Source organism: Methylocucumis oryzae (assembly GCF_000963695.1).
In the GTDB taxonomy this organism is placed as follows: domain Bacteria; phylum Pseudomonadota; class Gammaproteobacteria; order Methylococcales; family Methylomonadaceae; genus Methylovulum; species Methylovulum oryzae.
The window spans coordinates 1-13,943 of the sequence record NZ_LAJX01000138.1; the positions used below are offsets into that span (position 1 = coordinate 1).

12 protein-coding genes and 2 pseudogenes are annotated in these 13,943 nt (G+C 45.1%); all 14 read left to right on the top strand.

Annotated features, from left to right (window positions below; all coding sequences use genetic code 11):
• Window positions 1–69: 69 nt before the first annotated feature.
• The gene (locus VZ94_RS13765) at window positions 70–450 is read left to right on the top strand and encodes a hypothetical protein (protein WP_045779669.1); all 381 of its coding nucleotides are present in this window, start codon (window positions 70–72) and stop codon (window positions 448–450) included.
• A gap of 51 nt (window positions 451–501) precedes the next feature.
• Window positions 502–804 carry a hypothetical protein gene (locus VZ94_RS13770; protein WP_192828652.1) on the top strand — a complete coding sequence of 101 codons (303 nt, stop codon included), beginning with the start codon at window positions 502–504 and terminating at the stop codon, window positions 802–804.
• Window positions 805–823: 19 nt separating this feature from the next.
• Window positions 824–2,074, top strand: coding sequence for an ATP-binding protein (locus VZ94_RS13775; RefSeq protein ID WP_052700540.1), 1,251 nt, complete (start codon window positions 824–826; stop codon window positions 2,072–2,074).
• Window positions 2,075–2,230: 156 nt separating this feature from the next.
• The gene (locus tag VZ94_RS13780; protein ID WP_204369152.1) at window positions 2,231–3,145 is read left to right on the top strand and encodes an Rpn family recombination-promoting nuclease/putative transposase; all 915 of its coding nucleotides are present in this window, start codon (window positions 2,231–2,233) and stop codon (window positions 3,143–3,145) included.
• Window positions 3,146–3,261: 116 nt separating this feature from the next.
• Window positions 3,262–3,564 (top strand): hypothetical protein, encoded by a 303-nt coding sequence (locus VZ94_RS13785; RefSeq protein ID WP_131655569.1) that lies wholly within the window; start codon window positions 3,262–3,264, stop codon window positions 3,562–3,564.
• Between the two features lie 151 nt (window positions 3,565–3,715).
• Window positions 3,716–4,975: pseudogene (locus tag VZ94_RS30800) on the top strand (methyltransferase); the annotation flags it as partial.
• A gap of 52 nt (window positions 4,976–5,027) precedes the next feature.
• Window positions 5,028–5,105 carry a beta-ketoacyl synthase N-terminal-like domain-containing protein gene (locus tag VZ94_RS32810; RefSeq protein WP_369126301.1) on the top strand — a complete coding sequence of 26 codons (78 nt, stop codon included), beginning with the start codon at window positions 5,028–5,030 and terminating at the stop codon, window positions 5,103–5,105.
• Window positions 5,106–5,116: 11 nt separating this feature from the next.
• Window positions 5,117–5,851: pseudogene (locus tag VZ94_RS32195) on the top strand (beta-ketoacyl [acyl carrier protein] synthase domain-containing protein); the annotation flags it as partial.
• Window positions 5,840–8,614 carry an SDR family NAD(P)-dependent oxidoreductase gene (locus VZ94_RS30805; protein WP_338040410.1) on the top strand — a complete coding sequence of 925 codons (2,775 nt, stop codon included), beginning with the start codon at window positions 5,840–5,842 and terminating at the stop codon, window positions 8,612–8,614. The pseudogene VZ94_RS32195 and the gene VZ94_RS30805, both read left to right, overlap by 12 nt.
• A gap of 32 nt (window positions 8,615–8,646) precedes the next feature.
• Window positions 8,647–10,071 (top strand): methyltransferase, encoded by a 1,425-nt coding sequence (locus tag VZ94_RS13795; protein ID WP_045779672.1) that lies wholly within the window; start codon window positions 8,647–8,649, stop codon window positions 10,069–10,071.
• A 4-nt stretch (window positions 10,072–10,075) separates the two neighbouring features.
• Window positions 10,076–10,549, top strand: a complete 474-nt coding sequence (locus tag VZ94_RS13800) for a beta-ketoacyl synthase N-terminal-like domain-containing protein (protein WP_275575239.1) — start codon at window positions 10,076–10,078, stop codon at window positions 10,547–10,549.
• A complete protein-coding gene (locus VZ94_RS30810) occupies window positions 10,515–11,183 on the top strand; it encodes a beta-ketoacyl [acyl carrier protein] synthase domain-containing protein (RefSeq protein WP_275575236.1) in 669 nt (222 codons plus the stop codon). The genes VZ94_RS13800 and VZ94_RS30810 overlap by 35 nt, the downstream gene beginning before the upstream one ends.
• Window positions 11,155–11,607, top strand: a complete 453-nt coding sequence (locus tag VZ94_RS13810) for a KS-MAT linker domain-containing protein (RefSeq protein WP_082081669.1) — start codon at window positions 11,155–11,157, stop codon at window positions 11,605–11,607. The genes VZ94_RS30810 and VZ94_RS13810 overlap by 29 nt, the downstream gene beginning before the upstream one ends.
• 4 nt (window positions 11,608–11,611) lie before the next feature.
• Window positions 11,612–13,943 (top strand): beta-ketoacyl synthase N-terminal-like domain-containing protein (locus VZ94_RS23125; RefSeq protein WP_192828654.1); only part of this gene is annotated, 2,332 nt, incomplete at its 3' end.

Consider the following 13,943-nt stretch of genomic DNA (forward strand, 5'->3'; position numbering starts at 1 on the left):
GCAAGATGAGCTTGCCGATATTTTTCTTGATACTTTAGTGCTAAAAGAGCTTAAGCAACCGTATAAAAAATGTTGTCAAAGGCCGTCAAACTCCAAAAGAAAAACACCCATCTTATCCTCGATATTTTTTTTGGTAGGTTAGATGCTGGGGTGGTTTATCTCAGTTCTTATGATACGGTGACTGAGCTGAATCCCGATGTTAACAATAAGGTTAAAATTCTCAATGCACTTGATATTAAAGGCAGAAACTTCAGTTACTTCCGCTATGGTTATCCTTTAGATGAGGCTTTAACTAAGGTTGCTTTGGGTATTAAAGATAGTCCGCGCGGTAAGCTGATTTTAGAAATGTTTAAAACGCCCGAAATTGATTATTGTAAAGCCGAAGATTTAGATGTTTTTGATAAATTGTACAAAGATTATCTGCAACTGAAACAGCGTCATAAAAAATAAGCAGCGATTATCGCACCATGAGTTTATTAATCTTAGCAGGTGTAACCAACAGTGCTTTCTAAACCCAAAAGCTCAATTTTCATCAGAGTATTTTTGCTATTCGGAACATTGGTATTAATCATTACCTTGTTTTTTGCTTATATGTTTATCCCCATGCAGAAAAATGCATTTAACCAAATTATGTATACTCAGGGGGAAACGGTTTCCAAATCTATTGTACAAGCCAGCTCTGATGCGATTATTAGCAAAGATTTTGGTTTTATTGTCGAACATAATGTGGACGTGTTGAAAAACAATGCCAGTATCCATTATGTGTTAGTCTCACCAAAAAGTTGGGGAAAAGATTTGGATTAACCAACAAAACTGGCACCTAATGGATAAATTAGTTAACGACATGGCAGAATTAGAAGGTAAGGACATCACATATAAAATTCTAGCTGTGGATAGTATCCCGCGAGTTTATCACTTTGTTTATCCGATTAAATTTTCTGGTATCGAATGGGGATGGTTACATATTGGTTTTTCGACGGAGCAATACGACCAATACATTAAGGAAATGTATTTCCAAATTGTCTACATCATAGCGATTTCCTTCGTTATTATTTTAATTATGGGTTACTTCTTTGCGCGTTGGATTTCAGGTCCCGTTTCTACAATCAGCCAGTTAGCAACTCAAGTCGCAGGCGGTGATTTGACCGTTCGGTCCAACATCAAACCCCGTCGTGACGAAATAGGTATTTTGTCCGACAGTTTCAATCAAATGGTTGATTCGCTGATGTTGTCGAAAAAGCATCTGGAGAACTATAACTTAGAATTAGAAACCCAAGTTATTAAACGTACTCATGAATTAGCCGAGCTCAACAAAGACCTTGACCAAAAAATCAAAGATGAAGTCGCTAAACGCCAGAAACAAGAAGCCCTGTTGATTCATCAATCCCGCTTGGCGGCAATGGGCGAAATGATTGGCGCAATTGCTCATCAATGGCGGCAACCGTTGAATGCATTAGGTTTGGTTCTGCAAAATGTGCAATTACGCTACAAAATGGACAAATTAGATGATGATTTTATGGTCAATAGCATGGAAAAATCTGACCGTCTCATCCAAAAAATGTCCTCAACCATAGACGATTTCCGAAATTTCTTTAAGCCGAACAAACACAGCGAGCCATTTAAGATTAATGAGGTTGTCCGCTCAACTACCGATTTATTGGAAGCGCAGCTTAAAAACAACAATATAACGCTGAACATACTTTGTGAAGAAGAGATAATTATCAATGGCTTACAAGGTGAGTTTTCTCAAGTCATATTAAATTTAATCAATAATGCCAAAGATATTCTAAATGAGCGGCAAATACCACAGCCGACCATCACTATAGAAATTAAAAGAAAGCCAAATAACTTGATAACCATTACCGTAAGAGATAATGCCGGTGGCATCCCAGAAAACATTATCAATAAAATTTATGACCCTTATTTCACCACCAAAGAGGAAGGTAAAGGCACAGGAATTGGTTTATATATGTCAAAGATGATTGTTGAGAATAATATGTCAGGCAAACTCTGGGCATTTAATGACGCTGAAGGAGCCAATTTAGTGATTGAAGTTTTCGATGGCGGTCAGTAAAAACACTAAACTTATCTTCGGTCATTAATCATTAGTTGTATCACGCAGATTCAAGTATTCTGCACTGCAACGCTTTACCGACCCGGTTGCCAACACCCCAGGCCGATGCCATAATGCCGCCACCTTTCTTACTGGTGCCAGCCATGCGCTTTCTCGATGTCAAAACCGATTTTGCCTTTAAAAAAAGTCTTCGGCAGCGAAGAGAGCAAACCGATTCTTATCGATTTTCTCAATGCCGTGCTTGAATACCCTAGCGAGCGGGCTATTCTCGATTTAGCTATCGTCGATCCTTATCAAATTCCTATGCTTAAAGGCATGAAAGACACCTATGTCGATGTTAAAGCTAAACTTGCCGATGGTCGGCAAGTCATCATTGAAATGCAGGTGTTGAATGTACAAGGGTTTGAACAGCGCATTCTGTTTAACGCCGCGAAAGCTTATTCACAGCAACTACTAAAAGGTGAGGAATACACCTTGCTGAATCCGGTCATTGCACTGACGTTAACAGATTTCGAGCTGTTCGACAGCCCTGACTTGACCAGTCGCTTCAAACTCTTAGATAAACAACAACTGATTGAATACAGCGACGACATCGAATTAATCTTTATCGAGCTGCCTAAATTTACCTTGACCGAAACCGAGCTAAGCACCGCCAAAGAGCGTTGGTTGTACTTCGTCAAAAATGCCGGTTCGTTAGCGTTCATACCCGAAGGCTTGGCCCAAGAGCCTAATATCCGCCACGCTTTCGACATCGCCAATTTAGCGGGACTCACACCGGTGGAATTAGAAGCCCAAGCAAAGCGTACCGATTTTATTTGGCTGCAACGAGGCTCAATCAAGAAAGCTAAAGAAGATGGGCTAAGAGAAGGGCGGGAAGAGGGTTTGGAAATTGGTCGAGAAGAGGGGCTGGAGATTGGCCGAGAAAAAGGCAGAGAAGAAGGCAGAGAAGAAGGCGAGCGCCAAGCCGCTCTAACCATCGCCCGTAATTTGTTACCCTTATTAGATGATGCCACTATTGCTGCCAACACCGGTTTGTCCGCAGCTGAAGTTGCAAGACTGCGTCAAAGCTAGCGGTAATTCGCAAAGCTTTTTGCCTTTTGGCAGCGAATACCGCGCTTACAGAATGATATGCTTGCACTGTTCGCAAGTCATGTGAGCGCAGTTGGAGAATTTTGAATGGAGCGAACATGACTGATTCAATCATGGCAGTAATACCCTTAGAGGCGGCTGCTTGGCAACAATTTGATGCATGGCTAGCGCGATTATTAATAACTCAGCTTAGAACGCTAGGCGTGTTGACTGACGTAGGCCAAAGCCATTCAATACAGGCATTAATGGCAAACGCTAAGATTCATCCACGCTTTCAGCGCTGGTTGCATGAAGGCTTAACAATTTTAGCGCAAAACGGTCATATTCACCTGCAAGGAGATGCAGTCACCGTATTGGCTGCACCAGAAGTTGATGACGTTTTTATGGCAAGCTTGGGATAAGCAGCAGCAAGATTATCTGCAAATCCCTGATTTAACGTTGTCGGTACGTCTGGTTACCGCATGTTTACAACAATTACCTGATATTTTAACCGGGCGCTTACCCGCAACAGAGGTGTTATTTCCAGAGTCATCGGTGGCTAATGTTGAATATATGTATCAACAAAATGCGGTCGTCGATTATTTCAATCGCATTGTTGCCGATTGGCTAGTGCGCGGAGTTGAACAGCGCTTAAAGTCGGATGCGAATGCGAAGATTCGCATCATAGAAATAGGGGCGGGTACTGGCGGCACGACGGCGATGGTGTTACCCGCTTTAGCACCGTATCGTCATGCCATTGAAGAATATTGTTATACTGATATTTCAAAAGCCTTTTTATTACACGCCGAACAACGTTATGGTGAAGACGCGCCGTTTTTACGCTATCGCCTATGGAATGTTGAGCAAGCACCGACTGAGGCTGGCATCGCACTAGGAGCGTATGATTTTGCGTTAGCGACGAATGTGTTGCATGCCACGCAAGCTATCCGGCAAACCTTAAGTCATGTTCACTCGGTCGTTAAACAGCGTGGTTTGTTAATCCTCAACGAAGGCATACAAAAAACCGTATTAGGTTTATTGACCTTTGGCTTATTAGAAGGCTGGTGGCGTTATCAAGACCCTGAGTTACGCATTCCAGGTTCACCGTTATTAAGTCCTGAAAGCTGGCAAACAGTCTTAAAACAACAAGGTTTTAGCCGTGTAGTATTACCTAAAGTGCAAGCGCAATGTTTAGGTCAACAAGTGTTTATTGCTGAAAGCGATGGCTTATTGAGAGCTTATCAGGCGCAAACGCCTACAGAGCCACAGGCTATAGATGCTAATGCTAAACCTAGTGAACCGCTAATAGTCAACGAGCGCAAAGAGCACGCGCGCGAGCATGTTATTAGCGTCATTCAACAAGCCTTATCGACCACATTAAAACTACCGGTACATGTATTAGAACTCGATCAAGCTTTCTCTGACTATGGTGTTGATTCGATTTTAGGTGCCGGTTTTGTTAAACAGATTAACAACGCGCTAGCGATTACACTTAATACAGCGATTATTTTCAATCATAGCTCAATACTGCGTTTAGCCGATTATATTGTTGCAACTTACAAAACAGAGGTCAAACCATCAGTTGCAGAAAATCCCCCAGCTAAGCATGTAATACCAATCGCCAACAACAGCATCCAAGAGGCCAATCCCGAACATATCGCGATTATCGGCATGTCGGGGCAGTTTCCCGGTGCTGAAACCGTAGAGCACTTTTGGCAAAATTTAATCAATGGCGTCGATGCCATTAGCGAGCTGCCCGCAGAGTATTGGGATTTACCAGTGGGGTATCAACCAGAACAGGTTTATCGCTACGGTGGTGTATTGACTAAGCGCGCGTGTTTTGATGCTAAATTTTTTCAATATCGCGCCACGCGAAGCAGAATCGATGAATCCGCATCAGCGCTTGATATTGCAAGAAAGCTGGCGGGCGTTAGAAGATGCCGGCATTAATCCTAAAGCCTAGATGGACGCAACGTCGGTTTATTTATCGGTGCCGAGCCTACCGGGTATTTCCACGAATCGTTTACGGGCTCGTCAGATGCAACCATTGCTGCGCGTTTAGCGTATTTTTTAAATCTAACTGGCCCTGCCTTAGTGGTGAATACCGGTTGTTCATCTTCAGGGGTGGCATTGCATTTAGCCTGTGAAAGTCTGCGTCGGCACGAGTGCGATATGGTGTTAGCGGGTGGTGTATATGCCGGTATGTCGCAAAGCGGTTTAAGCGTGTTAGCCGCTTCGGGTATGTTATCACCGACAGGACAATGTCATAGTTTCGATGCTTCGGCTAACGGTACGGTACTCTCTGAAGGTGTTGGTGTAGTCGTGTTAAAACGCTTAGCCGATGCTGAAGCCGATGGCGATTTAATCGCTGGCGTCATCATAGGCAGCGGCATTAATCAAGACGGCGCTAGTAATGGCATGACGGCACCGAATGGTGCGGCGCAGCAAGCGTTAATGGAATCGGTTTATCAACGTTATCAAATCAATCCGGAATCGATTAGCTATGTTGAAGCGCACGGTACGGCGACTAAGTTAGGCGATCCGGTAGAAGCCAATGCCTTAGCGCGGATGTTTAAAGGTTATACCGATAAAACAAGTTTTTGTGTCTTAGGCTCTGCCAAAGCGTTTATCGGCCATACCTCAGCCGCAGCCGGTGTTATTGGGTTAATCAAAATCGTGTTGTCTATGCGCTATAAAATGCTGCCGGGCTTATTGCATTTTCAACAAGCGAATCCCTTATTGGAACTAGCCGATTCAGCATTATTGCTTGAGCGTGAGCCTAGACCTTTGCCTTGTTCTGGCTGCGGTTTATTCACCGCCGCGCTGAATTCATTTGGCCATAGCGGTACTAATGCACATTTAGTGGTCAGGGAATATCAGGCATTAACCCGCGCCGATTATGCGCTTAAACCCGTTTTAGTACCGTTATCAGCGAAAACCCCTGAAGCGTTACACAGGCAAATACAACTGTTGCTGGCGTTTATTGAGTTACACGAAGGCATAGCGCTTACCGAACTGGCATATACCTTACAAACCGGTCGCGCGGCGTTGCCGATTAGACGTGTTTATCTCGTTGAAACGGTTCAGCAATTACAAACCTTATTACAGGCAACGCTGGTCGATGAGCATGGGCTAAATACGTGGTATAGCGGGGCAGGGCCGGTCAGCCAACACTTGCATTGGTTAGCCGACGATGAAGACAGCCGAGCGATGGTGTTGCAATGGATTCGCAAGGCTAAGTTGAACAAACTTGCCGAGCTATGGGTGCAAGGTGCCACCGTTGATTGGACATTGTTTTATGGCGAAACCAAGCCGCAACGGTTACGCTTGCCAACATATCCCTTTGCTGAAACAAGGTATTGGGCGAGTGCTAAAGCGCGTACACAAGGTATTATCCATGAGTTAGTGCAAAAAAACGTATCGGACTTAACCGCTCAGCGCTATGAGTCAGTATTCACCGGTAGGGAATGGTTTTTTAATCAAAATAGCCTATTACCCGTTGTGTTGCCTATGATGGCTAGCATTGCATTAACCCAGGCTTTGCCCCAAGCTCAACGCGGGAGTCCGTTACGTTTAGCTTCGGCTCAGTGGTTCAGACCGCATTCATACGCCGAGCTTGGCAATGATAAAGTGTTAACCATAGAGATTAGCGCTGAAGAGGGTTTAAGTTGCTGTATTGCTAACGCTACCAATAAACTGTTTACCGCTGACGCGAGTCTTTTTGCCACCGATGCGGTAAGCCCTATTGATACTGACAATTGCTTGATGCTGGCTGACGATGTGACTAAACCAGCATGGCACACCCAGCTTGAATTATTAACCGAAGTTGTCGCCAGTTTGTCTGATAAGCCTGTCACGCTGCTTGGCTTTGCCGAATTGCTCTGGTTAGCACCTAAAGTAAATGCTGTTAAAGCCCATGTCAGCCATAATGACGACCAGTCGATTAATATAGAGCTATGCTCGTTAACGGGTGAAATAGTGTTACGGCTAATTGGTTTAAGCTATTCGGTCGCATTAGCTCAACCTGCACAGCGTTTTGATGGCTTTAGCTATTTACCGCGTTGGCAACTATGCGCTGAGACCCATGTTATTAATCCCCCTGCTCAGAACGCCATTATTGTTGCAACCAGTGCAACTCCGTTAGTTCAAGCCTTGTGTAATGCCTATCAAATCCATTATCCACAGACACAAGTATCTGTTTTTGAAGTTAATTCAAACAATAACGATGATAAACTAAGCCTAACGGATGCCGAACACATTGATACGGTTTATTTCATCGCAAGTGGCGAGGCTTGTTATCACGATGAGTTAACGCTATTTAGGCTAAGCCAACAGTTAAAAGCCTTAACGAATAATCGGCAGTTGATAGCTTTTTATGTCATAGGCATTAATCATACTGGATTTGTAGGGCAAACGATAAACGCGAAGGGTGCTGGTTGCATAGGATTAGGCTATGCCTTAGCGCAAAGCGAACATCGGTTTTTGTTGCGTAATGTAGATCTTTGCTTTGATGAAGTGAATGAGCCTGCGCTTTGTCAGTTATTAGCAGAGCAATTGTGGCGCGAGCCAGCCTCTGATAGAGGTGAATTAATCAAGCTAAAAGCAGGCAAGCGTTATCGTCAAGCCTTTATACCTTTTGCCACTGACACGTTAACGGCGCCTGGATTTAAACAGCGCGGTGTGTATTTGATTTTAGGCGGTAGTGGCACGATAGGCATGGCAGTCACGCGTTATTTAATAGCCGAATACGATGCCGAGGTCATTTGGTTAGGCCGCCAAGCAGCAACTTCTGATGCGATACAAGCAAAATTAAACACGTTTACCGGTAAAAAACCGTTTTATGTAACGGCCGATGCCACGGATTTAGCATCGTTAGAACAAGCAATGCAAACGGTGTATCAAGTTTATCCTGTGTTGAATGGCGCAGTATTTTCTGGCTTAGATTTAACGCAAGAAAACAGCTTAAGCCAATTAAGCGAAACTGAGTTTTATCAACAATTACAGCTAAAAATTTCCGGTAGTCGTCATTTTTATCAAGTTCTACAACATCAAGCGCTGGATTTTTTAGTGTATTTTTCATCCGGGCAAGCTTTCGCATTTTCTGGGGCGGCTAAATTACCTGCGTATGCCACCGGTATTTGTTATGCCGATAGCTATGCACTAAGCCTAACTCAGCAAGCGAACTTTCCGGTAGGCATTATCAATTGGGGCTTTTGGCAGGCTTCATTTGCTGAAACCGGATTATTATCGAATGTCGCTGCATTAAGCGATGCCGAAGGCTGCTTAGCCTTTCAACGTTTTTGCGCAGCTCTTGCGCGCGGCCTGTTGCAGCAATGTATTTGTATGCGCGCATCTGAACCGGTCCGCCACTTGATGCGGGTAAATGACGAGATTATGGTTCCCGCGCGTTATGCACCGCCTTATCACCCAGTAAACAGTTTAACCGTCGCCATGCCCGAGCACGAGGCTTAGCTCAGCGTTGGCATGAGTTCGATGCTTGTTTATTGAAGTTATTAGCCGTGCAGTTACGCACACTAGACAATACAGTCTTACCCAAATATCAGCGCTGGTTAGCTGAAGCATCACGTTTGTTAGCGGATAGCGGTTTAGCGCATACAGACATTAGCTCTGCACAAGCTTGGCAGGAATGGGCGGCGTTAAGCTTATCGTGGCACGCGTATGCTGATATGCAGTCGGCCTTAGCACTCGCAGATACCTGCTTAAAAAACCTGCCAGCTATTTTGCGCGGCGAAGTCGATGCCACCGATATTTTATTTGCTAAATCAGAACTCGGCACGGTGCAAACCTTATACAGCGAAAATCCCGTTGTCGATTATTTTAATCAGGCAGTGGCTGAGTTAGTTCGCGACTATATTGCCCAACGCATAGCTTACCAGCCCGATGTGCAGTTGCGTCTATTAGAAATCGGTGCTGGAACCGGTGGTACTACGCTTAAGGTGTTACCGGCATTAAAACCGTTTAGCACGCACATTGCAGAGTATTTATACACCGATATATCTAAAGCCTTTTTAACGCATGGTGAGCAGCAGTTTAAAGACTATGCGTTTTTACGCAGCCAATTATGCAATATTGAGCAAGCGCCCGACACGCAAGGCCTTGCTTTAGGCGCTTACGATATCGTTATTGCGACTAATGTGTTACATGCCACGCAAGACATTAGCCAAAGCGTATTCCATGCTAAGCAATTATTAGTGCAAAACGGTTTGCTATTGATTAATGAAAATTGCCGCAAAATTACGTTAAGCACATTAACGTTTGGCTTATTAGATGGGTGGTGGCGTTATCAAGATATGGCGCTTAGAATTCCTGGCTCGCCGTTACTAACCGAACAACGCTGGTTACAGGTGTTGTCTGAGCAAGGGTTTAACCAGCCTGGTTTACCGGTTGTCGACGCCATAGTATTTGGTCAGCAAATTATCATGGCGACTAGCGATGGTTTGCTTAAGCAAAACGCGATGACGCCAACGGCGCCTGTTATGCAACGCTCGCCGTCAACGGTCAATAAGCCGAAGCCAGTGCATCAATCAGTACAACAAGCTCATGCGCCCATTTCGCTGCTCGAGTACGTTAATAGCATCGTGTTAACCGCGTTAGCGACCAGCTTGAAACTGCCTAGCTCCGAGCTAACGAGTGAGCAAACCTTTTCTGATTTAGGTATTGATTCGATTTTAGGGGTGAACTTTGTCGCTGATATTAATCACGCGCTAGGGTTGAATTTAAATACAGCAATTATTTTCGATTACACAACAGCGGCGTTATTAAGTCAGTATTTAGTCAATACCTATAGCGACCAATTAATCCCCCAATACAATATAACTCCTCCGCCAGCTGCTAGTTCGATAGTATCTGCTAACACACAAGATTTAATTAAAACCCGCTTACATCAACAGGTAAAAAACGCCGGATGAGAGAATCGCTGTCATTGGTATGTCGGGCTGTGTGCCAGGAGCTGATGATATAGACGCGTTTTGGCAGTTATTACTATCAGGCCAAGACGGTGTTAGCGAATTGCCACCGGAATTTACCGGCACTAGGCGCGGTGGTTTAATTAATGGCAAAGACGCTTTTGATGCGTTGTTTTTTGTGCTCTCGCCGTTAGAAGCTAATGCGATGCATCCGCACCAGCGCTTAGTGTTAGAGCATGGTTATTTAGCCTTACTCGATGCCGGTATTAATCCTAAACGCTTAGCCGGTGAGCCTGCCGGAGTTTTTATCGGTGCTGAGCCGACGGGTTTTTTCCAAGACTCATTTACCGGTGCTTCTGAAGCGATAATCGCCTCACGTTTGGCGTATTTTCTCAATTTAAAAAGGCCCGGCGTTAGTCGTGAATACGGGTTGTTCCTCGTCGGCGGTGGCGATACATTTAGCTTGTGCGAGTTTGCGTAGCGGTGAAAGCCGCGTCGCGTTAGCGGGTGGCGTATTTGCCAGCTTAAACAATGCGATGCTCACGACTTTAGCCAAAACAGACATGTTATCGCCTAGCGGTGCCTGTCATAGTTTTGATGCTGCTGCCGATGGTACGGTATTTTCTGAAGGCGTAGGCCTTGTCGTATTAAAACGGCTAGCCGATGCTGTAGCCGATAAAAATCCTATTTACGGCGTTATTCATGCCAGCGCGATTAACCAAGATGGGACTAGCAACGGTATTACTGCACCGAATGGCAGCGCCCAAGAAGCGCTGATTGCTGAATGTTATCACCAACATCAGATACAACCTGAACAGCTTCGTTATGTCGAAGCACATGGTACAGGGACTAAACTAGGCGACCCGGTTGAAGTCAATGCTTTAGTTCGTGCGTTTAAGCAGTTTACCAATAAAACGCATTTTTGTGCATTAGGCTCGGTTAAAGCCCAAATCGGTCATACCTCGGCCAGTGCTGGCGTTATCGGTCTTATCAAATTAATGCTGTGTTTAAAACATAAACAACTACCTGGCCAGGTGAGCTTTCAACAGCTTAATCCGTTAATCGAATTAGACGGTTCAGCGTTTTATATCACGCCAGACACTAAACGTTTTTGACGATGAGCAGGCGTTAGCGGCGTTAAACTCTTTTGGTCATAGCGGTACGAATGCGCATATCGTGGTAGGCGCTTATCAACCGGCTAAAAACTCAGCTAAACCGGTCACAACGCCGTGTATTTTGCCCGTATCAGCGAAACAACCCGATAGCTTACATGCGCTTTTAATCAAGCTGCGCGATTACGTTAACGCTAACCAAGACCGATTAGCGTTAGCCGATATTGCTTATACGTTGCAAATAGGCCGAGAAGCAATGCCCGAACGCTGTGTCTTTATCGCTGACAGCGTAACAAATTGGTTAGCACAATTAGAGCAAGCGATAAACCATGCTCAGCCATTGTTCGCAAATGACAAAATGGCTAACGCTTGGTTAAACGGACAAAAACGTCGATTGGCAGCGGTTATATGGTGCGGACACGCCTAACTTAGTGCATTTACCGGGTTATGTGTTTGCTAAACAAGCTATTAAACTTAAATCCGTCCAGCAACCTCGCACTGACTATCCGTTATTACACAATGACTCTACGCTGAATGGGCAAAGCTATCGCATAGCCTTAACCGGGCAAGAGCTATTTTTAACCGAACATCGTATTCAAGGCGTAGCCGTATTACCCGCTGTAGTTTATTTACAATGGCTATGCGAGGCATTAGCCGATGCCAGCCGTGATGTTGGCTTAGCGCCAAATCAAACTTGGTGTTTGCGCAACGTGTTATGGGCTAAGCCATTACACGTAGACTCTTCGGCCTCGTTGGTATTGCGGATACTGATAACGCCGATAACCGATAAACAGCTAGCGTTTAAAATTATTAACACAGATGAACACACTAGCGAATATTGCGTAGGCGAGGCAGAACTTAGCGAGCTGACCGGTTTAGCACCGTTAGCGTTAACACACTTACAACCTGAGCACGTGGTTAACGGCGATGAATGTTATCAACGTTTTACAGCATTAGGCTTTGATTATGGCGCGAGTTTTCGGGGCTTAACACAACTCAGTATTTGTACCGATGGCGTGTTAGCGAAGCTAACACAAAATATTAGTTCTTATGGATTATTGGATTCAGCTTTACAAGCACTTATCGGTTTTTCGTATAGTCAAGCTAAGTCTGGTGTCAATCTCAGTCCTGGACTGCCGTTTGCGCTCAGCCAGTTTGACTGCGTTGATACAAGCTTAACACTAAGCCAAGCATGGCTAACGCAACAGTCATCGCCAACCGGTACGCTGACGCAATACCATATCGTGTTATGCGATGAGCAAGGTCGCATAGGACTACGCTTTCAAGGCTTATCAGTACGGCAAATGGTCGCGGCAAATATTACAGCCACGCCATTAAAGCTAAGCGAAACCAGTAGCGAAATCAATGAACTCAGTCTTGATGCGGTGCAATTGTTTTTGCGTCAAGCCATTGCGCGGGTGCTAGAACTTCAACCGGAACGAATCCGCGCTGATGCTGATTGGTCAATGCTTGGTGTTGATTCCATTATCATGCTGCAATTAACCCGCGAGCTGGAAAAAAGCTTCGGCACGTTAGCTAAGACATTGTTTTTTGAATACCAAAATTTAACGCAATTAAGCGCGTATTTTGTTGAGGCTCATGCGTTGCGTTTACAAGCGTTATTAAGCAAGGACGGTACGCAAAGCGTACCCTACGCATTACCACAGGTTTTGTATCCGATAGCGCGTAGGGTACGCATGGCCTACCCAAATACCCCAAACCATGCCGCTTTAGACATTGCTATCGTCGGATTATCAGGCCGTTATGCTAAGGCTGATGATATTAAGCAATTCTGGTGTAATTTACGCGATGGCGTCGATGCTATTAGCGAAATCCCGCAACAACGTTGGGATTGGCACGCGTTTTATCGCGATGAAAATCAGCCACATGGCAGCCATAGTAGCCGTTGGGGTGGGTTTATTAACGACTATGATTGTTTTGAGCCGTTGTTTTTCAATATTGCGCCACGCGAAGCGCAATTTATGGACCCGCAAGAGCGCTTGTTTTTGCAACAAGCGTGGCAAGCGCTAGAAGACGCCGGTTACACACCTAAAGACTTAGAGCGCGATGGCGAAGCTGGCGTTTATGCCGGAGTCATGTATAGCGAGTATCAATTATTTAGCCGCTCTGAGGCTGCCGACGACACGCGCATAGGCTTCGTCGGTAACTTTGCTGGCGTTGCTAACCGGGTGTCTTACCATTTGAATTGTCACGGTCCTAGCATGACGGTAGACACTATGTGTTCTAGCTCGTTAAGCGCGATTCATTTAGCTTGCCAAGATTTGCAACACGCGCGTATCAGCGTGGCGTTAGCGGGTGGCGTGAATCTTAGTTTACATCCGAATAAATACAGCATGTTAAGCGGCGGCGGTTTTATTTCTCCGCGTGGGCGTTGCCACAGTTTTGGCGCAGAGGGCGACGGTTATATTCCTGGCGAAGGCGTAGGCGTGGTGGTGTTAAAACGCTTGTCTGATGCATTACGCGATGGTGACAGTATCTACGGCGTGATTAAAAGCAGTGTGATTAATCATGGCGGTAAAACGCAAGCGTATAGCGTACCGAATCCAAATGCGCAACAACGTGTTATCAGCCAAGCGTTAGCGCAAGCCGGTCTCAGTGCCGATGCCATTAGTTATGTTGAAACGCATGGTACCGGTACGCCATTAGGCGATCCGATTGAAATTACCGGTTTATGCAAAGCCTTTGGCGACATTAAGCAACGCTGCCCGATTGGTTCGGTGAAGTCGAATATCGGCCATTGCG